Consider the following 25,493-nt stretch of genomic DNA (forward strand, 5'->3'; position numbering starts at 1 on the left):
ACTGAAACCGAATTTTAAGGACCCACAGATAATGGCTATCGAAATCAAAGCCCCGTCATTCCCGGAATCGGTTGCCGATGGCACCGTTGCCACCTGGCACAAGAAACCAGGTGAGGCCGTCAAGCGTGACGACCTGATCGTCGACATCGAAACCGACAAAGTCGTGCTCGAAGTGTTGGCTGAAGCAGACGGCGTGCTGGGCGCAATCGTTGCCGAAGAGGGCGCTACCGTTCTGTCGAACCAGGTCCTGGGCTCGATCGAAGAGGGCGGCGCTGCTGCTGCCGCTCCTGCCGCCGCTGCTGCTCCGGCCGCTACTGCCGCTGCCGCACCAGCTGCTGCCGATGGCGAAGATGACCCGATCGCCGCTCCTGCCGCGCGCAAGCTGGCTGAAGAAAACGGCATCAACATCGCTTCCGTTGCCGGCACCGGCAAGGGCGGTCGTGTGACCAAGGAAGACGTGGTAGCAGCGGTTGCTGCGAAGAAAGCCGCTCCGGCTGCCGCACCTGCCAAGGCTGCTGCTCCTTCGGCTGCTGCGCCTGTGTTCGCTGCCGGCGACCGCATCGAGAAGCGCGTACCGATGACTCGCGTACGTGCCACCGTGGCCAAGCGTCTGGTTGAAGCCCAGTCAAACATGGCGATGCTGACCACGTTCAACGAAGTCGACATGACCGAAGTCATGGCGCTGCGTTCGAAGTACAAGGACCTGTTCGAGAAGTCCCACAACGGCGTACGCCTGGGCTTCATGTCGTTCTTCGTGAAAGCGGCCACCGAAGCGCTGAAACGCTTCCCGGCTGTCAACGCGTCGATCGACGGCGGCGACATCGTTTACCACGGCTATGCGGACATCGGCGTTGCCGTTTCCAGCGACCGTGGCCTGGTGGTACCGGTTCTGCGTAACGCCGAGCTGATGAGCCTGGCTGAAATCGAAGGCGGCATCGCAACATTTGGCAAGAAAGCCCGTGACGGCAAACTGTCGATGGACGAGATGACCGGTGGTACCTTCACCATCACCAACGGTGGTACCTTCGGTTCGATGATGTCGACGCCGATCGTCAACCCGCCGCAGGCAGCGATTCTGGGCATGCACAACATCATCCAGCGTCCGATGGCCATCAACGGTCAGGTCGTGATCCGTCCGATGATGTACCTGGCTCTGTCCTACGATCACCGCCTGATCGATGGCAAAGAAGCTGTGACCTTCCTGGTGACCATCAAGAACCTGCTGGAAGATCCGGCTCGTCTGTTGCTGGATATCTAAAAAGCAGCTGCAAGCTTTCAGCTACAAGCCTCAAGCTCAGGGCGAGCGGGTGGGCTTGCAGCTTGGAGCTTGCGGCTTGTAGCTTTATTGCTAAAGAGGATTTTTTGAATGTCGCAGAAATTTGACGTAGTAGTGATCGGTGCCGGCCCTGGTGGCTATGTAGCGGCCATCAAGGCTGCTCAGTTGGGCCTGACCACTGCCTGCATCGAGAAGTACACCGACGCAGAGGGCAAGCAAGCCCTGGGCGGTACCTGCCTGAACGTAGGTTGCATTCCTTCCAAGGCGCTGCTCGACAGCTCGTGGAAATACAAGGAAGCCAAAGAGAGCTTCAACGTTCACGGTATCTCGACCGGCGAAGTCAAAATGGACGTCGCTGCGATGGTTGGCCGCAAGGCTGGCATCGTCAAGAACCTGACCGGCGGCGTTGCCACCCTGTTCAAGGCCAACGGCGTTACTTCGATCCAGGGCCACGGCAAGCTGCTGGCCGGCAAGAAAGTCGAAGTCACCAAGCCGGACGGTTCGGTTGAAGTCATCGAAGCGGAAAACGTCATTCTCGCGCCAGGTTCGCGTCCGATCGACATTCCACCGGCTCCGGTTGACCAGAAAGTCATCGTCGATTCGACTGGCGCTCTGGAATTCCAGTCCGTACCTAAACGTCTGGGCGTGATCGGCGCTGGCGTGATCGGTCTGGAACTGGGTTCGGTATGGTCGCGTCTGGGTGCAGAAGTGACTGTGCTCGAAGCACTGGACACTTTCCTGATGGCAGCGGACACCGCTGTTTCCAAGGAAGCGCTGAAAACCCTGACCAAACAGGGTCTGGACATCAAGCTGGGCGCTCGCGTTACCGGTTCGAAAGTCAACGGCGAAGAAGTCGTCGTCAACTACACCGATGCCAACGGCGAACAGACCATCACTTTCGACAAGCTGATCGTAGCCGTTGGTCGCCGTCCGGTGACCACTGATCTGCTGTCTGCCGACTGCGGCGTGGAAATCGACGAGCGCGGTTTCATCGCGGTCGATGACCATTGCGTCACAGCTGTACCGGGCGTCTTCGCCATCGGTGACGTGGTTCGCGGCATGATGCTGGCCCACAAGGCTTCGGAAGAAGGCATCATGGTTGTCGAGCGCATCAAGGGCCACAAGGCTCAGATGAACTATGATTTGATCCCTTCGGTTATTTATACTCACCCGGAAATCGCGTGGGTTGGCAAAACCGAGCAGGCGCTGAAGGCCGAAGGCGTTGAAGTCAACGTCGGCACCTTCCCGTTCGCCGCTTCCGGCCGTGCAATGGCTGCCAACGATACCGGTGGTTTCGTCAAGGTCATCGCCGATGCCAAGACCGACCGCGTATTGGGCGTGCACGTGATTGGCCCGAGCGCTGCAGAACTGGTTCAGCAGGGCGCGATCGGTATGGAATTCGGCACCAGCGCTGAAGACCTGGGCATGATGGTTTTCTCCCATCCGACCCTGTCCGAAGCCTTGCACGAAGCTGCTCTGGCAGTGAATGGCGGCGCCATTCACATTGCCAACCGCAAGAAGCGTTAAGACATAATAAGAAACCACGGCGGCAACGGCCCGTCGTGAGCCTTGCGAGCAAGACTCACCGCGGAATGTCCGCCGGACGCAGTCTTGCGTAGCCCAGCTACGCAAGCAGCAGTCACAGGTGGCGCGGCACTCAAACGAGCGCAGCGCCGAATGCGCAGTACCTAACGAAGACGGTAAAAAGCATGAATCTTCACGAGTATCAGGGTAAGCAGCTGTTCGCTGAATACGGCCTGCCAGTTTCCACTGGTTACGCAGTAGACACCCCGGAAGCAGCAGCAGAAGCTTGCGACAAAATCGGCGGCAACGAGTGGGTCGTCAAAGCCCAGGTTCACGCCGGTGGTCGCGGTAAAGCGGGCGGCGTAAAGCTGGTTCGCAGCAAAGAAGACGCCAAAGCCTTCGCACAGCAGTGGCTGGGCAAGCGTCTGGTGACTTACCAGACTGACGCCAATGGCCAGCCAGTCACCAAGATCCTGGTTGAATCGTGCACTGATATCGCTAAAGAGCTGTACCTGGGCGCTGTCGTTGACCGTTCGAGCCGTCGCATCGTGTTCATGGCTTCCACCGAAGGTGGCGTGGACATCGAGAAAATCGCTCACGACACTCCAGAAAAAATTCTCAAGGCCACTATCGATCCACTGGTTGGCGCTCAGCCATCCCAGGGTCGCGAGCTGGCATTCCAGCTGGGTCTGGAAGGCAAGCAGGTCACTCAGTTCGCCAAGATCTTCGTAGGTCTGGCCAAGCTGTTCAAAGACCACGACCTGGCTCTGCTGGAAGTAAACCCGCTGGTGATCAAGGCTGACGGCGATCTGCACTGCCTCGACGCGAAGATCAACATCGACGCCAACGCCATGTACCGTCAGCCTAAGCTGAAGGCTTTCCACGATCCGTCGCAGGACGATCCGCGCGAAGCGCACGCTGCCAAGTTCGAACTGAACTACGTAGCGCTGGAAGGCAACATCGGCTGCATGGTCAACGGTGCCGGTCTGGCCATGGGCACCATGGACATCGTCAACCTGCATGGCGGCAAGCCAGCCAACTTCCTCGACGTAGGTGGTGGCGCTACCAAGGAACGCGTTACTGAAGCGTTCAAGATCATCCTGTCCGACCAGAATGTCGCGGCAGTACTGGTCAACATCTTCGGCGGCATCGTTCGCTGCGACATGATTGCCGAAGGCATCATCGGCGCCGTGAAAGAAGTCGGCGTGAAAATCCCGGTTGTTGTTCGCCTTGAAGGCAACAACGCTGAGCTGGGCGCTAAAGTACTGGCAGAAAGCGGTTTGAACATCATCGCTGCTACCAGCCTGACCGACGCTGCTCAACAAGTTGTCAAAGCTGCGGAGGGCAAATAATGAGCGTCCTGATCAATAAAGACACCAAAGTTATCTGCCAGGGTATTACCGGTTCGCAAGGTAGTTTCCACACCCAGCAAGCCATCGAATACGGCACCAAGATGGTTGGCGGCGTAACTCCGGGCAAAGGCGGCACCGAGCACCTGGGTCTGCCAGTGTTCAACACCGTCAAAGATGCAGTAGCAGCCACTGGCGCTACCGCCAGCGTGATCTACGTTCCGGCTCCGTTCTGCAAGGACTCGATCCTGGAAGCGGCATTCGGCGGCATCAAGCTGATCGTCTGCATCACCGAAGGCATTCCTACCCTGGACATGCTGGACGCCAAAGTTAAGTGCGACGAGCTGGGCGTAGTCCTGATCGGCCCTAACTGCCCAGGCGTGATCACCCCAGGCGAATGCAAGATCGGCATCATGCCAGGTCACATTCACTTGCCAGGCAAGGTCGGTATCGTTTCGCGTTCCGGCACCCTGACCTACGAAGCTGTGAAGCAGACCACTGACGCCGGTTTCGGTCAGTCGACTTGCGTCGGCATCGGCGGTGACCCGATCCCGGGTTCGAACTTCATCGACATCCTGAAGCTGTTCCAGGAAGACCCGAAGACCGAGGCGATCGTGATGATCGGCGAGATCGGCGGTTCGGCTGAAGAAGAAGCGGCTGCCTACATCAAGGCTAACGTGACCAAGCCGGTTGTTTCCTACATCGCTGGTGTGACTGCTCCTCCGGGCAAGCGCATGGGCCATGCTGGCGCAATCATCTCTGGCGGCAAAGGCACTGCAGACGAGAAATTCGCTGCGCTGCAAGACGCAGGCGTTAAAACCGTGCGTTCGCTGGCAGACATCGGCAAGGCCCTGGCCGAGCTGACTGGCTGGGAAGTGAAGAAGTAAGCTTCGGCTGACTTTTTAGCTCCAGCAACAAAGGCCACCTTCGGGTGGCCTTTGTCGTTCCTGGCGTATGAGAATTTTGAGAGCTGTAGTGGCGAGGGGATTTATCCCCGCTGGGCTGCGAAGCGGCCCCCATGCTAGCGACCATGATCAGTCAGGCAGTTCCAGCTCGGATTCTTTGGGACTGCTGCGCAGTCCAACGGGGATAAATCCCCTCGCCACAGGTTCGTTGTGATGAATACAGGTTCTCTGTATGAAAAATAGATATGTAAACGCGACACTGAAACGTCGCGTATCGGATAGTTCGCCCTCTAACAGTGCGTTTGTCAGCCAAATTCGTTAGGCTGGCCGCCATTTTTGCGTCCGCCGCCCACAAGGCAGCTACGCGCTTTAAGGGTCAGTCCCATACGGATCGACAGCATTTCCCTAATCCAACAGGGCAATCCCCCTCTAAATTCCGATTTCAGTAGTGTGGTATTACCTTAATGAAAGTTTTGAAAGGTCAGGACATCCTGGCACTTGGTTTTATGACGTTTGCCCTGTTTGTCGGGGCCGGTAACATCATTTTCCCGCCGATCGTCGGCTTGCAGGCCGGGCCTCACGTCTGGATGGCCGCACTGGGCTTCCTGATTACCGCCGTTGGTTTGCCGGTGGTCACCGTGGTGGCGTTGGCCAAGGTCGGCGGTGCGATGGATGCGTTGAGCAGCCCTATCGGCAAGATCGCTGGCGGTATCCTCGCGGCGGCATGCTACCTGGCCGTGGGTCCGCTGTTCGCCACCCCGCGTACCGCGACCGTATCCTTCGAGGTAGGTCTGGCGCCATTGACCGGCGAAAGCCCGCTGGCGCTGTTCCTCTACAGCTCGGTGTACTTCCTGCTGGTGTTCTTCATTTCGCTCTACCCTGGGCGGTTGCTGGATACCGTTGGCCGCTTCCTCGCACCGCTGAAAATCATTGCGCTGGCAGTACTGGGCATCGCCGCGTTCGCCTTGCCGGCGGGTGACATCGGTCACGGCACACCGGAATATGTGGCGGCACCGTTCTCTCAGGGCTTCATCAATGGTTACCTGACCATGGATACCCTCGGCGCACTGGTATTCGGCATCGTTATCGTCAACGCGATCCGCTCCCGTGGCGTCGAGTCGCCGGCGCTGATCACCCGTTACGCGATCATTGCCGGGCTGATTGCCGGCGTGGGTCTGGCACTGGTCTACGTCAGCCTGTTCCGCCTCGGTTCCGGCAGCCATGAAGTCGCGGTCGGCGCCACCAACGGCGCGGCGGTGTTGCATGCCTACGTGCAACACACCTTCGGTTCGCTGGGTAGCGGTTTCCTTGCGGTGCTGATCTCGCTGGCGTGTCTGGTCACGGCGGTCGGTCTGACCTGTGCCTGTGCTGAATACTTCAGCCGTGTGCTGCCACTGTCTTACAAGACGCTGGTGATTATCCTCGCGGCATTTTCGCTGCTGGTCTCCAACCTCGGTCTGACCAAGCTCATTGCTTTCTCGATTCCGGTACTCACCGCGATCTACCCGCCGTGCATCGTTCTGGTCGCACTGAGCTTCTGCAAGGATTTCTGGCATGAGCACGGGCGCATTCTTGGCCCGGTGATGCTGGTTTCCTTCGTTTTCGGCACCATCGACGCCCTGAAAGGCGCTGGTCTGGCCGACTGGATGCCAACTCAGCTGACCCATCTGCCGCTGAGCGAGCAAGGGCTGGCATGGCTGGTGCCATGCGTGATGACCCTGGTGGTCGCCGTGGTCTGTGATCGCCTGCTGGGCAAGCGCAGCGAAGTCACTGCCTGACGTGATGTGACCCGCCACAAGCGGGTCAGGCACGGTTAAACAGAAATGCCCCGTATCAATCGATACGGGGCATTTTTTATCAGAGCTGATAATCCTCAACCCAGATAACGTACGACCAGAGCTCCCACATTGACGTTGTCGCTGTCACGGCTCAGGAGTATTCGCTTGTCGGGCTGCACTGCCACCGAGATCCATTGCATACCGGGCCCCATAGAGTGAGTAACGTATCCCTTGCCGTCCCCAAAGGTTGTGTCCAGTTCACCCGTTGCCAGATAGCGGCAGGCAAGCATTTGCTCCCTGGTTATTTGCCCTGTACTCCCCACCACAACCAAACCATCCTCAGGTTCCCCACTTAGATCGAACAAAGTGCAACCGTCGGTTAATCCAAGATCAGTGACAACAGGCTTACCCTGATTGAATGCGAGATTTGGTCTACCGTTCGGGTTGTACGCGGCCATCATTGCTTTGCGTCCTTTCCCCCAAACGTCGTTGGGGGATGTGTCGACCTGGCCAGCAACAAAGAAGCTGCCGTCAGCACGTAACATCAGGCTTCGTACGCTGACCGGGTAATCCGATGGAATGTAGACGGTCCCGGTGCCATCATCGCCGAAGTCTTTATGGGGCGTTCCATCGACGTTCAGGCGCACAATCTTCCCTTCTCCAGCCCTCGAACCTGCAACTGTGATTACTCCATCCTCTGCTACTGAAATCGAAGCAATGCCCATTGCAAGATCCAGCCAGCCTTTGTTGTTGAAAGCGGTATCGAAATCTCCATTCTGATCAAGTCTGAACAGTCGGTCGCTTTGACCGACGAGTATTTTTTCATCAGCAGTCAGTACTAACCTGGTTCTGGATTGCGACGTGATGGAAGCTTCCGGTTTTGGCAATTGCGATTCGGACTGTGGCAGGAAAGGGACGTAAACCGTCCCATCGGGACCGAAATCGCGATCTCTTTCACCATCAGCGAAGAATCTGGCAAGCGCAAATCGGGTTCCTTGGTCCTCATCATATTGATACCCAAAAAGCAGCGCCTTGCCGTCTTTATAAAGACAGGCGCCAGTTCCGCTGGCTTGTCCCGAACCTGTAAACGTACCTACGATCAAACCGTTTTCGTTGAAGCCAGTATCGTTAGTACCGTCCGCGAGTAATTGCGCCAAATGAAAACTGACTTTGCCCTCTACAACAGTTTGTCCCACGAGAAGGATCTTTCCATCCGGGCGCAAGCCTGCGATTTTCAAAGCCTGGCTTCCCGTAGCAAATGACTCGGCGTACCCCCGGTTGCCAAACGTTGTGTCAATGGGCAGCGCAGCGTTCAAAGGTCTCATGCTCAAATCCTTGTCTGATAGGGGAGCGGTCAGTGTTCCCGTTTGAGAAAACGACCTTATGCCTCGCCATACCCTCGGCGCTACTGTCAGAGTTGACAGGTATAAGCCTCTGAAAACTGATAGCTGCGGTCTATTTTGAATAAATTTGACTCTTCAATGAGCGTGTCTTTTTACGAGCCAACACGTCGAAACGAAGGGTTCCCTCCATCATTCCTCTTGCTCAGGACAACGAATGTCGTTCATCCAAGCCAATCTGATCCACTTGCTCGCCGCCGTCTGGTTTGTCGTCTGCTGGGGCGGTTACACCCGTTATGCCACCTGGAAGGCCCGTGATACGGCGTGTCTGGCCAGCGTGTTGCACCTGTACCGCGAAGACTGGATGCGCCGCATGCTGCTGCGTGACAACCGCATCGCCGATGCCAGCGTGATCGGCAATCTGGAACGCAACGCGTCGTTCTTCGCCTCCAGCACGCTGATCATCCTCGCCGGTATCCTCACCGTGCTCGGTGCGTCCGACCGAGCCGTGTCGTTGTTGGCGGATATTCCGATGGTGCAGCAGGCGTCGCAGGGCATGTCGGAGATCAAGTTGCTGTGTCTGGCACTGGTGTTCGTCTATGCGTTCTTTACTTTCAGTTGGTGCATGCGCCAATACAACTTCGCGGCGATTCTGGTCGGGTCGGCGCCGATGATCGGTGAGCGCCAAGTGACCGAGCAGGAACGCAAGGCCTTCGCTTCGCGGGCGGCGCGGGTGATTTCGATGGCGGCCAACCAGTTCAACTTCGGCCTGCGTTCTTATTACTTCGGCATGAGCATGCTGGCGTGGTTCGTCAGCCCGTGGCTGTTCATGATCATGAGCGCGGGAGTCGTGGTGGTTTTGTATCGCCGCGAGTTTCATTCCGACGTTCTCGATGTCATGGTCTATACCCCTACAGAGGCGCCCGTCCCTGAGGCGAACAAAGAGGCTGTTTGATGAGTATTCCGTTCTGGTGTGTGTTTATCAGTGCTTTATTGATCTACGTGGCGCGTATGCCGGTGGCCAAGGCCATGAAAGAGCAGGGCGGGTATGACAATCACTTGCCGCGGCAGCAGCAGGCGCAGTTGACCGGCTTCGGTGCGAGGGCGCTGGCGGCCCATCAGAACAGCATCGAAGCCTTCATCCTCTTCGCCGTCGGCGTGCTGATGGCGCATACCACGCAAACCGCGGGTTGGCTGATCGATGCGCTGGCGATCATCTTCGTGATCTCGCGGATTTTCTATCTGTGGTTCTATCTGGCCGATCTGGCGAAGTTGCGCAGCCTGATGTGGCTAGTTGGCTTCATCTGTTCGCTGTTGCTGATGATTAGTCCGACTTTTAGAACCGTGTTGCTCTAATCGGTAAATCGCAGGCAAAAGAAAACCCGCACTTGGCGGGTTTTCTTTCACACCACAAAGCTTATTGCTTTTTGGCGGCTTCTTCTTGAGCAGCGGCGTTCGATTCAGCCTGAGCTTTGGCAGCTTCGGCGTTTTCTTTTGCTGCGTCGTTCACTTTATCCTGAGCTTTGTTCATGTCTTGCTGAGCTTGCTCAGCATGTTGGTTTGCATCTTGAGCTTTGTCCTCGGATTTTTTATCGCAGGCAGCGAGACCGAGGGAAGCGGTCAACATCAAGGCAATAGCTAAAGTCTTACGCATGGGGTGTATCTCCTTATGGAAAATAACTACTGGCCTTAAGAACTCGGCGCTGCGGGTTAAGTTCCTCAATTGTTTCAGATATATAAGTTTGTTTTATCACGGAACTTTTGCCGCTTTTCTCACTACTGGCACAAGGCCCAAACGCGAGTAATTATCACATGGCCGAAAACCCCGTTTTTGAGCGCGCGACGCGCTTTTTATCGGCATTGCGGCACTGTCAGGTCCTCGGTCTGCAGGTGCACAGTGCCTCCAGCGAAGGGCTGACGGTGATCCTGCCGTACAGCGAAAAAATCGTCGGCAATCCCGAAACCGGAGTCATCCACGGCGGTGCCATCACTTCACTGATGGACACTGCATGCGGCATGTCGACCCTGTGCGTGCTGCCGGAGTTCGAAGTCTGTCCGACCCTCGATCTGCGCATCGACTACATGCACGCCGCTGAACCGAACAAAGCGGTGTACGGCTTTGCCCAGTGCTACCGCGTCACCACCGACGTGATCTTTGCCCGTGGTTTTGCCTACCAGGACGATCCCGAGCAACCGATTGCCCACGTCGTCGGCACATTCATGCGCATGGGCATCGGCTTGAAGGGCAGCAAAGGTTTCGCGGGCGCGATCAAGGGAGCGAGCCAATGAGCAACGATCTCAGGGAGCAGCTGCAGCAGGCCCACGCGCAGGGCGATTACGCGCCGCTGCTGGCGTTGATTCCTTATGCCGGGCTGATCGGTATCGAATGTTCGCGGGTTGGCGATGAGCTCTTGTTCAAGCTGCCGGCGAACAAGGACAACATTGGTAACCCTTTATTGCCGGCGATCCATGGCGGCGTGATTGCCGGCTTCATGGAGCTGGCCGCAGCCCTGCATCTGCTGATTTTTACCGGCACGCCGGGCGTGCCGAAGATCATCGATTTTTCCCTCGATTACCTGCGCGCCGGGCAGTTTCGCGACACGTGGGCCAGGTGTCAGGTCTGCCGTCAGGGGCGTCGCGTGGCCAACGTTGCGGTCACGGCGTGGCAGAGTACCGAGGGCGAACCGATCGCCACCGCCCGCGCGCACTTCAAAATTGATGAGCCCTTGAAATCCTGAACAGCGCCCCCAACTCAGATGACAACCCGCCGCAGACCATTTCGGGTCGCGGCCACTGCCATCTGATTGGAGTTTGATGACCATGAGTGTGGAAACTCAAAAGGAAACCCTGGGCTTCCAGACCGAGGTAAAGCAGCTGCTGCACCTCATGATCCATTCGCTGTATTCGAATAAGGAAATTTTCCTTCGCGAATTGATCTCGAACGCCTCTGACGCTGTCGACAAGCTGCGCTTCGAAGCCCTGGCCAAGCCTGAGTTGCTCGAAGGTGGCGCTGACCTGAAAATCCGTGTGAGCTTCGACAAGGACGCCAAGACCGTCACCCTCGAAGACAACGGTATCGGCATGAACCGTGACGATGTGATCACCCACCTGGGGACCATCGCCAAATCCGGCACCGCCGATTTCATGAAAAACCTGTCCGGCGATCAGAAGAAAGATTCGCACCTGATCGGCCAGTTCGGTGTCGGCTTCTATTCGGCCTTTATCGTCGCCGACAAGGTTGATGTATACAGCCGTCGCGCCGGCACCGATGCCAGCGAAGGCGTGCACTGGTCGTCGAAAGGCGAGGGCGAGTTCGAAGTCGCCACCATTGACAAGCCAGAGCGCGGTACCCGCATCGTCCTGCACCTGAAATCCGGTGAAGACGAATTCGCGGATGGCTGGCGTCTGCGCAACATCATCAAGAAGTACTCCGACCACATCGCTTTGCCGATCGAACTGCCGAAGGAAGTCACTCCGGCCGAAGGCGAAGAGGCTCCAGCCGTTGAATGGGAAACCGTCAACCGTGCCAGCGCCCTGTGGACCCGTCCGCGCACTGAAGTCAAAGACGAGGAATACCAGGAGTTCTACAAACACATCGCGCACGACTTTGAGAATCCGTTGTCGTGGAGCCACAACAAGGTTGAAGGCAAGCTTGAGTACAGCTCGCTGCTGTACGTGCCGGCCCGCGCGCCGTTCGACCTGTACCAGCGTGAAGCGCCGAAGGGCCTGAAGCTGTACGTGCAGCGTGTGTTTGTAATGGATCAGGCCGAGTCGTTCCTGCCGCTGTACCTGCGCTTCATCAAAGGCGTGGTCGATTCCAACGACCTGTCGCTGAACGTGTCGCGTGAGATCCTGCAGAAAGACCCGATCATCGATTCGATGAAAACCGCGCTGACCAAGCGTGTGCTCGACATGCTGGAAAAACTGGCGAAGAACGAACCTGAGCAATACAAGGGCTTCTGGAAAAACTTCGGTCAGGTCATGAAAGAAGGCCCGGCAGAAGATTTCGCCAACAAAGAGAAAATTGCCGGTCTGCTGCGTTTTGCATCGACCCAGGGCGACGACGGCGAGCAGATTGTCGGTCTGGCTGACTACCTGGCCCGCGCCAAGGAAGGTCAGGACAAGATCTACTACCTCACCGGCGAAACCTACGCGCAGGTCAAGAACAGCCCGCACCTGGAAGTCTTCCGCAAGAAAGGCATCGAAGTGCTGCTGCTCACCGATCGCATCGACGAGTGGCTGATGAGCTACCTCAGCGAATTCGACGGCAAGACTTTTGTCGACGTGGCGCGCGGTGACCTCGATCTGGGCAACCTGGACTCGGAAGAGGACAAGAAAGCCGCTGAAGAAGTCGCCAAGTCCAAAGAGGGTCTGGTCGAGCGCCTGAAAACTGCGCTGGGTGATTCCGTGGCTGAAGTTCGCGTATCCCATCGTCTGACCGACTCGCCGGCCATTCTGGCTATCGGCGAACAGGATCTGGGTCTGCAAATGCGCCAGATTCTCGAAGCCAGCGGGCAGAAAGTCCCGGATTCGAAGCCGATCTTCGAGTTCAACCCGAGCCACCCGCTGATCGAGAAACTCGATGGCGAGCAGAGCGAAGAGCGTTTTGGCGATCTGTCGCACATCCTCTTCGATCAGGCCGCCCTGGCGGCGGGCGACAGCTTGAAGGATCCGGCCGCTTACGTGCGCCGGCTGAACAAGCTGCTGGTTGAACTGTCGGTTTGATCACGTTGTAGGAAAAACCCGCTTCGGCGGGTTTTTTCATTCTGGTGTTTACACAATCAGGAGTCAGAAATGAGCCAAGTCACTGTACGTTCCGTGGTCTATCAGATTGACGGCCAGACCTATGAAGGTCGCCTGGCGTTCGACGCCGAGCACAAGGCTGCGCGCCCGGGTTTGCTGATGGCGCCGAACTGGATGGGCGTCAGCGCCGGTGCTGAAGACATCGCCAAAGCCGTGGCGGCCAAGGGTTACGTGGTGCTGATTGCGGATGTCTATGGCCAGACCGTACGTCCGCAGAACGCTGATGAGGCGCTGGCAGCGATGATGCCGCTCAAGGACGACCGCGCGCTGTTGCGCAAACGTCTGCAAGTGGCATTTGAGCAATTGCAGAGCCAGGGCGAAGCCGCTGTGGATACGTCAAAACTGGCGGTGTTCGGTTTCTGCTTCGGTGGTTGCTGTGCGCTGGATCTGGCCCGCACCGGCGCGCCGGTAAAAGCGGCGGTGTCGTTCCACGGCACGCTGGATTCGCCGAACCCGGCGGATGCGCAGAACATCAAGGGCTCGGTGCTGGTGCTGCATGGCGCGTCCGATCCATTGGTGCCGAAAGAGCAACTGCCGGCATTCGAAGATGAGATGAACGCGGCGAAGGTCGACTGGCAACTGCTCAGCTACGGCGGCGCGGTGCACTCCTTTACCGATCCGCACGCCAATGTGCCGGGCAAGATGATGTACGACGAAAAGACCGCCAAGCGCGCGTTCAAGTCGATGCATGATTTGCTGGATGAAGTGTTCAACGGTTAAAAGCGAAAAGCCCCTCACCCTAGCCCTCTCCCGGAGGGAGAGGGGACTGATTGGGGTTGCTCGGGAGTGGCGTCGACCTGAACGTGAATAGGCGAATCCATAATCGCCGAGACTTTTCAGGTCGATGTATAACGCAAGACGCCTCGGTCGGCTCCCTATCCCTCTGGGATAGGCGACTGATTGAGGGTTGCTCGGGAGTGACGTCGACCTGAACTTGAATAGGCGAATCCATAATCGCCGGGATTTTTCAGGTCGATGTATAACGCAAGGCGCCTCGGTCGGCTCCCTATCCCTCTGGGATAGGGGACTGATTGGGGGTTGCTCGGGAGTGGCGTCGACCTGAACGTGAATAGGCGAATCCATAATCGCCGAGACTTTTCAGGTCGATGTATAACGCAAGACGCCTCGGTCGGCTCCCTCTCCCTCTGGGAGAGGGCTGGGGTGAGGGTAAGCGGCCTAGCGCGGTAGTTCGATCCGCTCGACTTCCCCCGGCACCGTCGGCCAATCCCCGGCCGCCCACTTGCGCCGTGCCTCATCAATCGCCGCCGGATCGCTTGCAACAAAATTCCAGTTGATCCGCCTCGGACCGTCCAGCGCCGCGCCGCCGAACACCACCGCGTGCACATCGCTTTCGGCAAACAGGCTCATCTCTTCGCCGGCTGGCAACACCACCAGCGCATGCGGCTCGATCGCCTCGCCGTTCAACTGCGCATCCCCGCTCAACACATACACCGCGCGTTCTTCATGCTCGGCCGGAATCAGCAATGTGGTCGCGGTCTGCATCTTCACTTCCGCATACAACGTAGGAGAAAGCACCGGCACCGGCGATTCCAGGCAAAAGCCTGACCCGGCAATCATGCGAATCTGCACGCCAAGGTTATCGCTGACCGGCAACGTCGCTGCCGGATGATGACTGTAATGCCCCGGGCCTTCTTCGTGTGCCTTGGGCGAGGCGAGCCAGACTTGCAGGCCGTGCAGAGTGAAGGTCTCGGCGAGCAGTGGCGCAGGCGTGCGCTCGACGTGGGCGATGGCGCTGCCAGCGGTCATCCAGCTGACATCGCCGGCGCCGACCACCTGATCGGAGCCCAGACTGTCTTTGTGCTGCAATTGCCCTTCGAACAGATAGGTAAGTGTCGACAGGCCAATGTGCGGATGCTGTCGGATATCCATGCCTTTACCCGTCGGATAAATCGTCTCGAGCATGTGGTCGAAAAACACGAAAGGCCCGACGTTGCGGCATTTGGCTGACGGCAGCGGGCGCAGAATCGGCTGGCCTTCGACGTCTTCGGCGCGCGGGCGGATGATCAGGAGTGGCGTGTCCATGGTGCATTCCAGGCTGAGCGGGTGATGCCAGAAGCATAACCCGCCGCTGGCATTGGGAGGATTATTGGCTGTCGAAGCCTTGTGGTGCGTGGGTTTCGATACTGACTTCGCTGGTGGTCATCAATTTGTGAATCGGGCAGCGATCGGCCACACGCAGCAGTTCCTCGCGCTGAGCGTCGGTCAGTACACCTTTGAGGGTGAGGGTGACATGCAGGGCGTATTTGCCTTTCTGCTCTTGGCTGTTGTCGCGCTTCACTTCGACTCCCACGCCGGTCAGTGGGATGTCTTTTTTCTTCGCGTACATCTTCAGGGTCAGCGCTTTACAGGCGCCAAGGGCTGCGTCGAAGTAGTCGTGTGGCTCTGGCGCGGTGCCTTCACCCCCAGCGTTTTTCGGTACATCGGCAAACAATTCGTGGTCGTCGATCTGGACGGTGTGACGAAAACCTTCGGCAGAGACGGTATTGACGGTAACAGTCATGGAAACCTCACAGGCGGCAGGAAAAATCGTTCGATCAAAACAGACCTTGCAGTTATAGAGCATTCGCGGCAGTGGGCGTTCCGCTTTTCGGCAGGGATGAACCCTTGTCGTTCGGGCGCGGTCTAGGCTATGCCCATCTGCCGGAGATTACTTGTGTCCTTGTCTCGTCTGAGTCTTGCCTGTCTGCTGCTGTTCGCTGGCAGCGCCAGTGCCCGCGAATACACCTACAGCGATGCGCACCTGCATTACGTGGATTTTTTCCAGGAAAGCGCCGGCATGCAGAAATTGCTCACGGCCATGAAGGACAATTCCATCGAGCACGTCATGATTTCCGGCATTCCCGTGGCGAAGAAATGGCACGAAGACGAACCCAAGCGTCCGCGCTACTACGCCGGCGATGACGCCGATGCCTATTGGTACAGCGCCACTGACGTGATCGTTGCCGACGCGGTGGAAAAGCTCGCGCCGGAGCAGCGCCAGTACTTTCATCCGTTCCTGTCCGGCTTCAATCCCAATGACAAGAATTCCGCCGCGCACATCCAGCGCATGCTCGACCTGTATCCGGGGTTGTGGCAGGGCATCGGCGAGGTGTTCACCCGGCACGATGACCTGACGGCGCTGACCTCCGGCGACACGCCCCGAGCCAACAACGAGGCAATGACCAAGATCTATCACCTCGCTGCGGAAAACGATCTGCCGGTGATGCTGCATTCCAACATCACTTCCAAGCGTGAGAAAAATCCGCTGTACCTGAAGGAAGTCGAAGAGCCGCTGCGCAACCATCCGCACACGCGATTCATCTGGGCGCATGCCGGCACCAGCGCCGAGATCCATCGGCATCAGACCCAGTTGCCGTTTCTCCTGCCAACCCTGACGCGCATGCTTGAGGCTTATCCGAATCTGTTTATCGACCTGTCGTGGAGCATGCTCACGCCGTATCTGCTGGACGAGCAGGGCAAGCCGCGCGCCGAATGGCTGGCGCTGGTGGAAAAGTATCCCGAGCGCTTCATGCTCGGCTCTGACGTGGTAGGACGGTTCAACAAGCTTGGTCAGGAAATGCACAGCTACAAGCCGTTTCTCGATGCGCTGCCGGAAGGGGTGGCGCGCAAAGTCGCGCGCGATAACTTCCTGGCAATATTGCCGCGCAACACAGAAAAATCCGCTGCTCCGCGCTGAAACGTCAAAGCCATGAGTTCGGACTAGCCGCTCGTCTGCCTATCGCTTTTTCGTCTTACGCAATTTCACGGCAATGCCGATACCTTCTAAAGCAACCCGCTGCAGGCTGATGCAGCGCTTTTGGAAGGAGCCAGAGTGATGAATATCCGTAGTCTCAATATTGCCCCGCGCGCCGGTCTCGGTTTCGGCCTGCTGGCCCTGATGGTGTTTGCCCTCGGCGCGTTCGCCTTGCTGCAAATGTCGAACATGCGAGCGCAGTCCGATGAAGTCGACAACAACTGGCTGCCAAGCGTGATGGCGGTGGGGGAGATGAGTCAGGACATGCTGCGTCTGCGTGCGCTGACCATGCGCCTGTTGCTCAACCGTGACCCCAAGGCACTGGAGCAAAATGTCGCCAAGCTCGACGAACTGCGCAGTGGCTTGAGCGAAGCGCAGCAGCGTTATGATGGTCTGATCGTGCTGCCTGAAGAGCGCGTATTGTTCGAACGCTTCAAGGGCACCGAGCACAAATACCTTGAGCTTCAGGCACAAGTTCTACAGCTGTCGGCGCAGAATCGGGTCGCTGAGGCTGCGACGATTCTCAATGATCAGATGAGCCCGCTGGCCGATGAAATCGCCGCCACTTTGCGTGAGCTGGTCGAGTTGAATAAACAGAATGCCGGTCTGGCCACTGAGGCCGCGCGGCTGGTGTTCAAGCAATCGCGGCTATGGGTCGCAGTAATGATCGCCATGGCTGCGCTGATTACTGTCGGCCTGGCGTTGCTGCTGACGCGCAGCATTGTCGTGCCATTGTCGCAATCGCTCAGCGTGGCCGAGGTGGTGGCCGGTGGGGATTTGACCGGTGACATTCACATCACTGGCAAAGACGAGCCGGCGCGTCTGCTGCAAGCGTTGAAAAGCATGCAGCACAATCTGCGCGACACGATCCGGCGCATCTCCGAGTCGTCAACGCAGTTGGCCTCGGCAGCCGAAGAACTCAGCAGTGTCACCGAAGACGCCACTCGCGGCCTGCATCAGCAGAGCCAGGAAATCGAACAGGCCGCCACTGCGGTCAACCAGATGACAGCAGCGGTGGAAGAGGTGGCGAACAACGCCGTGGCCACGTCCGAAGCCTCCCGCGAGTCCGACCGCATCGCCCGGCAAGGGCGCGAGCAAGTGCAGCAGACGGTGACGTCGATCGAGTTTCTCGCTGGCGATGTCACCAATAATGCCGCGCAGGTCGAGGCGCTGGCGCAAAAGGTTCATGGCATCAGCAAAGTGCTGGACGTGATTCGCTCGATCGCCGAACAGACCAATCTGCTCGCCCTCAACGCTGCGATCGAAGCCGCGCGCGCCGGTGATGCCGGGCGTGGCTTTGCAGTAGTGGCAGATGAAGTGCGGGCGCTGGCGCATCGCACCCAGCAGTCGACCCAGGAAATCGAGCAAATGATCGGCGGGATCCAGCAGGGCACCGATTCAGCGGTCAGTTCGATGCAGCAAAGCAACTCAAGGGCGCGCTCGACCCTCGAGCTGGCGAAGAGCGCAGGCTCGGCCCTGGAGGAAATTGCCTCGGCGTTTACCTTGATCAACGAGCGCAATCTGGTCATCGCCAGCGCCTCGGAAGAGCAGGCAGCGGTGGCGCGGGAGGTGGATCGCAACCTGATGAATATTCGTGATCTGGCGATGCAGACATCGGCGGGGGCCAATCAGACCAGTGCGGCGAGTCAGGAGTTGTCGAAGTTGGCGGTGGATCTGAACGGGATGGTGGCGCGGTTTTCGGTGTGAGTTTGACCTTCAAAAGCCCCTCAACCTAACCCTCTCCCGGAGGGGAGAGGGGACTAATCGTGCGATGCTTTGGAATCCATATTCGACTCGGTTTCTCAGGTCGATGGTTAGCGGCAGACACCTCGGTCGGCTCCCTCTCCCTCGGGAGAGGGCTGGGGTGAGGGGTAGGGCCGCCGCGCAGTATCATCGAACAGATAAACAAAAGCCCCGCATTCGCGGGGCTCTCTGTTCTTGCGACGGATCAGCTGCCTTTGACAGTCTTGCCGTTGACAGTACCGTCCTGGAGCATGATGTTGTACTCCTTGCCGTCAGTCTCGACCTGTTGCAGGCGCACCAGCAGGTAATCCCAATCCTTGGCGAACCACAGCACGGTGATGCGTTTGCTTTGTGTCGGATCGCGCACGCGCTCGACCTTGATCGCATCGATCTGGCCGGCCTTGGTGTCGACCTTTTCCGAACCCAGCACGCGGAAGTCGTAGGTATCGACTTCGCCATCATCAACCACCTGATAGCTCATGCTTTTCTTGCCGGCGGCAACGTCGTGCTGCAGCGCCAGTTGATAGGTCGACTTGTCGACCATGCCGCGGTTCAGCGGGATCTTCACCGCGTCGCCACGGTCGGTGCCGGTCACCAGTTTATTGGCCCAGTCGAAGTCCAGATCAGCTTTTTTCGCTTTGCCCAGACCACCACGTTCAAAGTGGTAGGACTGCGGCAGCAGCGTGTCCTTGTCCAGCTTCAGGGTGCTTTCTTCAGTCAGGCTGGCGATCATCATCGAGGCCTTGAAGCTGAGCTTCCAGACGCCGTCGGCTTCCTTGGTCAGGCTGCGTTCGGCGGTGCCGCTCATGGGCAGCTGCTTCCAGTCGGCGGTGTAGCTGGCGGAGAACGGTTGAAGGTCCGCTGCCTGCGCGAAGGGCAGGGCGAGCAGAGCGCAAGCGAAGAGCAGGGCGCGACGCATAATATCTCCTAGTGTCGAATCAAGTGGCCGCTGGCGGCGAGTGGCTGACCGTCGAGTAAAGCACCCTGGTCACCGAGTGTCAGCCTGCCTTCGGCAAACCAGCGTACTGCCATCGGATAGATCAGGTGTTCCTGGGCGTGGATTCGTTGCGCCAGACTCTGCGGCGTGTCGTGCAACTCTACCGGTAATACTGCTTGTACGACCAGTGGTCCGCCATCGAGTTCCTCGGTGACGAAGTGCACGGAGCAGCCATGTTCCGTATCGCCGGCCTCCAGCGCGCGCTGATGAGTGTGTAACCCTTTGTATTTGGGCAGCAGCGACGGGTGGATGTTGAGCAGGCGACCCTGGTAATGACGCACGAAATCAGCGCTGAGAATGCGCATGAAGCCGGCCAGCACCACGAGTTCGGGGTTGAATTGGTCGATCAGTTCGATCAGCGCGGCATCGAAGGCCTCGCGGCCTTCGAATGCCTTGTGATCCAGCGAGCGGGTGGCGATACCCGCGTCGCGGGCGCGTTGCAGGCCGTAGGCGTCGGCGCGGTTGGAAATCACCGCAGCGATGCGGACCGGGCTGTCGCCGGTCCGCGTGCTGTCGATCAGAGCCTGCAAGTTACTGCCGGTGCCGGACAACAGCACCACGACATCACAGGACTTTGGCATCAGTGAGCCTTGAGGTTCTTCAGCTCGACTTGCGCAGCGCCCTCGGCGGCCACGGCGATCTGACCGATGACCCAAGGCTGCTCGCCGGCGTCACGCAGGGTGTTCAGGGCCACTTCGACGTGCTCCTGAGCCACGCAGATGACCATGCCGACGCCGCAGTTGAGCACGCGGTGCATTTCGGTTTCATCAACGTTGCCTTTCTCTTGCAGCCAGTCGAATACGGCCGGGCGAGTCCAGCTTGCCACGTCAACCACAGCTTGCGCGCCTTTTGGCAACACGCGCGGGATGTTGTCGAGCAGGCCGCCACCGGTGATGTGGGCCATGGCCTTCACAGCGCCAGTGTCCTTGATCAGCTTGAGCAGTGGCTTGACGTAGATGCGGGTCGGGGCCATCAGCAGGTCGGTCAGCGGTTTGCCGTCGAGCTGGGTGTTTTCGATGTCGGCGCCGGAGACTTCGATGATCTTGCGGATCAGCGAGTAGCCGTTGGAGTGCGGGCCGGACGATGGCAGGGCGATCAGGGCGTCACCGGTGGCGACTTTCGAGCCGTCGATGATTTCCGCTTTTTCCACGACGCCGACGCAGAAGCCGGCCAGGTCGTAGTCCTCGCCTTCGTACATGCCTGGCATTTCAGCGGTTTCGCCGCCGACCAGCGAGCAACCCGACAGTTCGCAGCCAGCGCCGATGCCGGTGACAACCTGGGCAGCGGTGTCGACATTCAGTTTGCCGGTGGCGTAGTAGTCGAGGAAGAACAGCGGCTCGGCGCCGCACACCACCAGATCGTTGACGCACATGGCGACCAGGTCGATGCCGATGCTGTCGTGCTTGTTCAGGTTCAGCGCCAGACGCAGCTTGGTGCCGACGCCGTCGGTGCCGGAGACCAGCACTGGCTGCTTGTAGCCGGCCGGGATTTCGCAGAGGGCGCCGAAACCGCCCAGGCCGCCCATGACTTCCGGGCGCGCAGTGCGCTTGGCGACGCTCTTGATGCGTTCGACCAATGCTTCACCGGCGTCGATGTCTACACCGGCGTCCTTGTAGCTCAGGGAGGGTTGCTTGCTCATGATCCAGGCCTTTAGGGGAGGGGATTCAGGGGGTAACGACCGAGTTCAGCGGGAACATCGAACTCGATGGGCGATCGCCTCACGCGAGTTTCGAGGGGCCCGGCTGTTGCCGGTCTGCGAAGGCGCGCGATTTTATCAGGCTTGAGGGGCAGCGGCCATCCTCGCACCGACGGGCAGGGCCATATCGGCGGAAATTTTTTGCAATCGCAGGGTATGACTGCCTGTATAAGGTGTGGCGATTAACCGTCTATCGTTAGGACTGTGCAAAAACTTACCGCCACCGTGTGAATGTTTTGCAAGAGGTGGGGGTCACAGCCTTGCTCAACCGGTTCACGCGGCGTGTTCCAGCCGCTCCTGTCGACGGGAATTTTCCATGCGTTTTTGTAAATTGTTATTTGTAGGCTGCCTGACGCTGGTCAGCCTGGCGAGCCATGCCGAAAACCTCAAAGGTCTGTATCAGGTGCGTCAGCCGGTCAACGGCCAGGCGCCGGAAGAGCGCGATCGCGCCACGCAGGCGGCGCTCGATACCCTGGTGCTGCGCCTGACCGGCGACCCGAAAGCCGCGCAGAACCCGGGGCTGGCGCCGATCCGCAAGGACCCGCAGCAGATCATCAGCCAGTTCGGTTTCGATGCCGGGCCACCGGAAGTGCTGAAAGTCGATTTCGATCCGGCAACCACCGAGCAGGCCTTGCGTCGGGCCGGGTTGCCGGTGTGGGGCGCCAGTCGACCGTCGATCCTCGGCTGGTGGCTGAACGATTCAACTGAAGGTGCGAGCCTGGTCGGTGACGGTCAGGCCGCAGCCTCAGCGTTGCGCACGGCCGCACAACATCGCGGTTTGCCACTGCGCTTGCCGCTGGCTGATCTCAGCGAGCAATTGGTTGCCACCGCACCCGCGCTGGAAAGCGCTGACCCCGCGCCCTTGCGCAGTGCTTCGGAGCGCTACAACGCCGACGCCTTGCTGGCGGTGCATGCCCGCGAAGAGGGCGGACAGTGGCAGGCAAAATGGCGCTTGTGGCTCGGTGATCAGAAAGAGGCCGGCAGCGTGCAGGGCGCCGATCAGGCTGCGATTGCCGATGCGGTGATGCTGGCGGTGGCCGAGCGTCTGGCGCCGCGATTCGTCGCCAAACCCGGCGCATCGGGTCAGCAGACGCTGGAAGTGCAGGGCATGAATCTGGAGCATTATGCGGCGCTGCTGCGGTTACTCGAACCGTTCGGCGTGCGTCTGCAAAGCGTGCAGGGCGATCGGATCGTCTATCGGGTCAATGGCAGCGCCGATCAGTTGCGCGCGCAATTGTCGCTGGCGAAGTTGCAGGAGCTGCCGGCCGAAGCGCCGGTTCCGGTGGCGCCTGCCCAGCCAGCGGCGGATGGTACGCCTGCGGTTGCAGCGCCAGCGCCAGCCCCGGCAGCGGCGGCACCGTCGTTGCGGTTTCGCTGGTAAGTCTTTCCTTATATAGAAGCATCAGGAGTGGTAAATGGCCGATACGCGGCGTTGGTTCTGGCTCGGTGGGGTAGTCCTGCTTTGCGCGTTTGTATGGTTGCTGCATCCGATCCTCACGCCGTTTCTGGTCGCGTTGTTGCTGGCTTATCTGTTCGATCCGCTGGTGGATCGTCTGGAGCGGCTCGGGCTGTCGCGAACCTGGGGCGTGATTGCCGTGTTTGCCTTGTTCACCTTGATCGTCACGGCGTTGATGCTGGTGCTGGTACCGATGCTCGCCAAGCAGTTGCTGCGTCTGTACGAGCTGGCGCCGCAGATGCTCGACTGGTTGCAGCACACCGCTGTGCCGTGGGCGCAAGCGAAGCTTGGTTTGTCGGACGGCTTCTGGAAGTTCGATAAAGTCAAAGCCGCGATCAGCGAGCACATGGGCCAGACCACCGACATCGTCGGTGTGGTGCTGAGTCAGGCGACGGCCTCGAGCCTGGCGCTGATCGGCTGGCTGGCAAACCTGGTGCTGATTCCGGTGGTGAGCTTCTATCTGCTGCGCGACTGGGACGTGATGATGGGCAAGATCCGCAGCCTGCTCCCACGTGATCGCGAAGAGCGCGTGGTTGCGCTGGCGGGCGAGTGCCACGAAGTGCTCGGCGCGTTCGTGCGCGGGCAGTTGCTGGTGATGGTTGCGTTGGGGGTGATTTATGCCGCCGGCCTGATGATCGTCGGTCTGGAACTGGGGCTGTTGATCGGCCTGATTGCCGGGCTCGCGGCGATTGTGCCGTACATGGGTTTTGTCATCGGCATCGGTGCGGCATTGATCGCCGGATTGTTCCAGTTCGGGGGCGATCTGTACCCGATGGTCGGGATCGTCGCAGTGTTCATGGTCGGTCAGGCACTGGAAGGCATGGTGCTGACGCCGCTGCTGGTCGGGGACCGCATCGGCTTGCACCCGGTGGCGGTGATCTTCGCGATCCTCGCGGGTGGCGAGCTGTTCGGTTTTACAGGCGTGCTGCTGGCGTTGCCAGTGGCGGCGGTGATCATGGTGCTGGTGCGTCATGTCCACGACTTGTATAAGGACTCCGGGATCTACAGCGGCGTTGACGAACCTGAGCTGTGATGGCGCGGGCGGCCCGGCGCTTGGCCGGGCTGCCGCGTTTCGTTCGAGCGAGGGCGCCAGAGAATCTGTCATCAAACCGCTGCGTCAACGCAAACCTTTGATTTTGCTTGGGGTCTGTCGCATTGTGCGCTCAGCCTCACGGGTATAAACTTCGCCAACTTTACACAGAGGCCACTAACGGTTCCTTTGAGAACTGTTCAGTCAGCATGAAACCGATTCAGCTGCCCCTAGGTGTGCGTCTGCGTGACGACGCCACCTTCATCAACTACTACCCAGGCGCCAATGCCGCTGCACTCGGCTATGTCGAGCGTCTCTGCGAAGCCGACGCCGGGTGGACGGAGAGCCTGATCTACCTGTGGGGCAAACACGGCGTCGGGCGCACGCATCTGTTGCAGGCCGCGTGCCTGCGCTTCGAGCAGATGGGCGAACCGGCGGTATATCTGCCGCTGGCCGAGTTGATGGATCGCGGCGTGGAAATCCTCGACAACCTTGAGCAGTACGAACTGGTCTGCCTGGATGACTTGCAGGTGATTGCCGGCAAGGCCGACTGGGAAGAGGCGATGTTTCATCTGTTCAATCGTCTGCGTGACAGCGGCCGGCGCCTGCTGATCGCCGCGTCCACTTCGCCGCGCGAATTGCCAGTGAAGCTGGCCGACCTGAAATCGCGCCTGACCCTGGCGCTGATCTTCCAGATGCGCCCACTCTCCGATGAAGACAAATTGCGTGCGCTGCAATTGCGCGCATCCCGTCGCGGTCTGCACCTGACCGATGAAGTCGGGCACTTCATTCTCACTCGCGGCACGCGCAGCATGAGCGCGCTGTTCGATCTTCTCGAGCAGCTTGATCAGGCGTCCCTGCAAGCGCAACGCAAGCTGACCATTCCCTTCCTCAAGGAAACTCTTGGCTGGTAGTAGTGGGCTTTTGCCAGCTTTCAGGCGCCACAAAACCCGCGTCCCTGCGCCGATTCACCGGCCAGACGAGTTACGCGCTTAGATGTAAACGCGAAACCGGGAAGTCACATAAAGTTCGATTGAATTTGCAAATGAGGACGATAGCGGGCATAGTCTCGGCTTCTTTACAACTATCAGCCACGGTCGTGCCCATGCTAAAGCGCTTCGCACCCCTCGTGCCTCTCGCACTCGTTACCCTGTTATTCGGTTGTGCTGCTCATTCTCCGGTTCAAGAGCCGCCGCAACAGGTCAAGAATTCTGCTACTGCCCAGTCTTCCGTTATTTACCAGGAAGAGCTGGACACCGAAAAAGAACTCAACCAGTTCAACGGCAGCAAGCCTTATCAGCTTCCTGTACTGGCTGACAGCATCCTCGAACGCGGTATGTCCCTGATCGGTACTCGTTACCGTTTCGGCGGAACTTCTGAAGCCGGTTTCGATTGCAGCGGTTTCATCGGTTACCTGTTCCGTGAAGAGGCGGGCATGAACCTGCCGCGCTCCACTCGCGAAATGATCAACGTTGATGCGCCACTGGTTTCGCGCAGCAACCTTGAACCGGGGGATCTGCTGTTCTTCGCCACCAATGGTCGTCGCGGTCGTGTCAGTCACGCCGGGATCTACCTGGGTGACAATCAGTTCATCCACTCCAGCAGTCGTCGCAGCGGCGGTGTTCGCATCGACAGCCTGGGTGACAGCTACTGGAGCAAGACCTTCATCGAAGCCAAGCGTGCACTCGCCATGGCGCCGACCGTGGTCACCGCTCGCAAGTAACCTGCATGTCGCTGCGTTCGCGGCGACAAAACGGCACGGCAACGGAGTAGACCTAAACTTTACAAGGTGAAGTTAAAGTCTTACTTGAAGTTTGCCGCGTAGCCGCTAGAATCCTGAAT

General features: G+C 58.8%; 24 protein-coding genes. 17 read left to right on the top strand and 7 right to left on the bottom strand.

Annotated features, from left to right (window positions below; translation table 11 throughout):
* The first annotated feature begins 31 nt into the window (after positions 1-31).
* From odhB to brnQ, 5 genes are all read left to right on the top strand, one after another.
* Positions 32-1,258, top strand: coding sequence for a 2-oxoglutarate dehydrogenase complex dihydrolipoyllysine-residue succinyltransferase (gene odhB, locus AB4O12_RS02435; protein WP_024012151.1), 1,227 nt, complete (start codon positions 32-34; stop codon positions 1,256-1,258).
* Between the two features lie 108 nt (positions 1,259-1,366).
* On the top strand, positions 1,367-2,803 hold the full coding sequence (gene lpdA, locus AB4O12_RS02440; protein WP_016773678.1) for a dihydrolipoyl dehydrogenase: 1,437 nt from the start codon (positions 1,367-1,369) through the stop codon (positions 2,801-2,803).
* Between the two features lie 182 nt (positions 2,804-2,985).
* Entirely contained in the window at positions 2,986-4,152 is a 1,167-nt protein-coding gene (sucC, locus tag AB4O12_RS02445; protein ID WP_016773679.1) for an ADP-forming succinate--CoA ligase subunit beta, read from the top strand.
* Entirely contained in the window at positions 4,152-5,036 is an 885-nt protein-coding gene (gene sucD, locus AB4O12_RS02450; protein ID WP_016773680.1) for a succinate--CoA ligase subunit alpha, read from the top strand. The genes sucC and sucD overlap by 1 nt, the downstream gene beginning before the upstream one ends.
* A gap of 482 nt (positions 5,037-5,518) precedes the next feature.
* The gene (gene brnQ, locus AB4O12_RS02455) at positions 5,519-6,832 is read left to right on the top strand and encodes a branched-chain amino acid transport system II carrier protein (protein ID WP_016773681.1); all 1,314 of its coding nucleotides are present in this window, start codon (positions 5,519-5,521) and stop codon (positions 6,830-6,832) included.
* A 95-nt stretch (positions 6,833-6,927) separates the two neighbouring features.
* Here brnQ and AB4O12_RS02460 read toward each other — a convergent pair whose 3' ends face one another.
* Entirely contained in the window at positions 6,928-8,157 is a 1,230-nt protein-coding gene (locus AB4O12_RS02460; RefSeq protein WP_236169133.1) for an NHL repeat-containing protein, read from the bottom strand.
* Positions 8,158-8,389: 232 nt separating this feature from the next.
* Here AB4O12_RS02460 and AB4O12_RS02465 point away from each other — a divergent pair, with 232 nt between their 5' ends.
* Together AB4O12_RS02465 and AB4O12_RS02470 are read left to right on the top strand one after the other, a co-directional pair.
* Positions 8,390-9,127: a DUF599 domain-containing protein gene (locus AB4O12_RS02465; RefSeq protein ID WP_016773682.1), complete on the top strand. Its 738-nt coding sequence runs from the start codon at positions 8,390-8,392 to the stop codon at positions 9,125-9,127.
* Entirely contained in the window at positions 9,127-9,528 is a 402-nt protein-coding gene (locus AB4O12_RS02470; RefSeq protein ID WP_056783897.1) for an MAPEG family protein, read from the top strand. Before AB4O12_RS02465 ends, AB4O12_RS02470 begins: the two co-directional genes overlap by 1 nt.
* 61 nt (positions 9,529-9,589) lie before the next feature.
* Here the strand turns inward: AB4O12_RS02470 and AB4O12_RS02475 are convergent, their stop codons facing one another.
* Positions 9,590-9,826, bottom strand: a complete 237-nt coding sequence (locus tag AB4O12_RS02475; protein WP_007959016.1) for a hypothetical protein — start codon at positions 9,824-9,826, stop codon at positions 9,590-9,592.
* Between the two features lie 158 nt (positions 9,827-9,984).
* On the opposite strand from AB4O12_RS02475, the gene AB4O12_RS02480 reads away from it, so the two are divergent.
* The 4 genes from AB4O12_RS02480 to AB4O12_RS02495 all read left to right on the top strand — a co-directional run bounded on the left by AB4O12_RS02480 (position 9,985) and on the right by AB4O12_RS02495 (position 13,695).
* Positions 9,985-10,461: a PaaI family thioesterase gene (locus tag AB4O12_RS02480; RefSeq protein WP_024012154.1), complete on the top strand. Its 477-nt coding sequence runs from the start codon at positions 9,985-9,987 to the stop codon at positions 10,459-10,461.
* Positions 10,458-10,910, top strand: coding sequence for a PaaI family thioesterase (locus AB4O12_RS02485; RefSeq protein ID WP_042607592.1), 453 nt, complete (start codon positions 10,458-10,460; stop codon positions 10,908-10,910). The genes AB4O12_RS02480 and AB4O12_RS02485 overlap by 4 nt, the downstream gene beginning before the upstream one ends.
* Before the next feature lie 82 nt (positions 10,911-10,992).
* The gene (gene htpG, locus AB4O12_RS02490) at positions 10,993-12,897 is read left to right on the top strand and encodes a molecular chaperone HtpG (protein WP_056786759.1); all 1,905 of its coding nucleotides are present in this window, start codon (positions 10,993-10,995) and stop codon (positions 12,895-12,897) included.
* A 69-nt stretch (positions 12,898-12,966) separates the two neighbouring features.
* Positions 12,967-13,695, top strand: coding sequence for a dienelactone hydrolase family protein (locus AB4O12_RS02495; protein ID WP_252879670.1), 729 nt, complete (start codon positions 12,967-12,969; stop codon positions 13,693-13,695).
* 456 nt (positions 13,696-14,151) lie between these two features.
* On the opposite strand, the gene AB4O12_RS02500 is transcribed toward AB4O12_RS02495, so the two are convergent.
* Both AB4O12_RS02500 and AB4O12_RS02505 read right to left on the bottom strand, forming a co-directional pair.
* Positions 14,152-15,018, bottom strand: coding sequence for a pirin family protein (locus tag AB4O12_RS02500; RefSeq protein ID WP_056783908.1), 867 nt, complete (start codon positions 15,016-15,018; stop codon positions 14,152-14,154).
* 61 nt (positions 15,019-15,079) lie between these two features.
* Complete coding sequence (locus tag AB4O12_RS02505; protein WP_056783910.1) at positions 15,080-15,496, bottom strand: OsmC family protein; 417 nt, start codon at positions 15,494-15,496, stop codon at positions 15,080-15,082.
* A 129-nt stretch (positions 15,497-15,625) separates the two neighbouring features.
* Between AB4O12_RS02505 and AB4O12_RS02510 the strand changes: the two genes are divergently transcribed.
* Together AB4O12_RS02510 and AB4O12_RS02515 are read left to right on the top strand one after the other, a co-directional pair.
* On the top strand, positions 15,626-16,672 hold the full coding sequence (locus AB4O12_RS02510) for an amidohydrolase family protein (protein WP_375123299.1): 1,047 nt from the start codon (positions 15,626-15,628) through the stop codon (positions 16,670-16,672).
* A 138-nt stretch (positions 16,673-16,810) separates the two neighbouring features.
* On the top strand, positions 16,811-18,436 hold the full coding sequence (locus AB4O12_RS02515) for a methyl-accepting chemotaxis protein (RefSeq protein ID WP_024012161.1): 1,626 nt from the start codon (positions 16,811-16,813) through the stop codon (positions 18,434-18,436).
* Positions 18,437-18,677: 241 nt separating this feature from the next.
* Here the strand turns inward: AB4O12_RS02515 and AB4O12_RS02520 are convergent, their stop codons facing one another.
* The 3 genes from AB4O12_RS02520 to purM are packed head-to-tail and all read right to left on the bottom strand — an operon-like array spanning position 18,678 to position 21,108.
* Positions 18,678-19,391 carry a DUF3108 domain-containing protein gene (locus AB4O12_RS02520; RefSeq protein WP_056783915.1) on the bottom strand — a complete coding sequence of 238 codons (714 nt, stop codon included), beginning with the start codon at positions 19,389-19,391 and terminating at the stop codon, positions 18,678-18,680.
* Positions 19,392-19,399: 8 nt separating this feature from the next.
* Positions 19,400-20,050, bottom strand: a complete 651-nt coding sequence (gene purN, locus AB4O12_RS02525) for a phosphoribosylglycinamide formyltransferase (RefSeq protein WP_460060267.1) — start codon at positions 20,048-20,050, stop codon at positions 19,400-19,402.
* A complete protein-coding gene (purM, locus tag AB4O12_RS02530) occupies positions 20,050-21,108 on the bottom strand; it encodes a phosphoribosylformylglycinamidine cyclo-ligase (RefSeq protein ID WP_016773695.1) in 1,059 nt (352 codons plus the stop codon). Before purM ends, purN begins: the two co-directional genes overlap by 1 nt.
* Positions 21,109-21,481: 373 nt before the next feature.
* On the opposite strand from purM, the gene AB4O12_RS02535 reads away from it, so the two are divergent.
* The 4 genes from AB4O12_RS02535 to AB4O12_RS02550 all read left to right on the top strand — a co-directional run bounded on the left by AB4O12_RS02535 (position 21,482) and on the right by AB4O12_RS02550 (position 25,374).
* Positions 21,482-22,546, top strand: a complete 1,065-nt coding sequence (locus tag AB4O12_RS02535; protein ID WP_252877705.1) for a DUF2066 domain-containing protein — start codon at positions 21,482-21,484, stop codon at positions 22,544-22,546.
* Between the two features lie 34 nt (positions 22,547-22,580).
* Positions 22,581-23,654, top strand: coding sequence for an AI-2E family transporter (locus AB4O12_RS02540; protein WP_095180755.1), 1,074 nt, complete (start codon positions 22,581-22,583; stop codon positions 23,652-23,654).
* 206 nt (positions 23,655-23,860) lie between these two features.
* Entirely contained in the window at positions 23,861-24,565 is a 705-nt protein-coding gene (gene hda, locus AB4O12_RS02545; RefSeq protein WP_007919828.1) for a DnaA regulatory inactivator Hda, read from the top strand.
* 191 nt (positions 24,566-24,756) lie between these two features.
* Positions 24,757-25,374 carry a C40 family peptidase gene (locus AB4O12_RS02550; RefSeq protein WP_016773699.1) on the top strand — a complete coding sequence of 206 codons (618 nt, stop codon included), beginning with the start codon at positions 24,757-24,759 and terminating at the stop codon, positions 25,372-25,374.
* The last annotated feature ends 119 nt before the right edge of the window (positions 25,375-25,493 follow it).

It is taken from the genome of Pseudomonas sp. S2_A05, assembly GCF_054668485.1.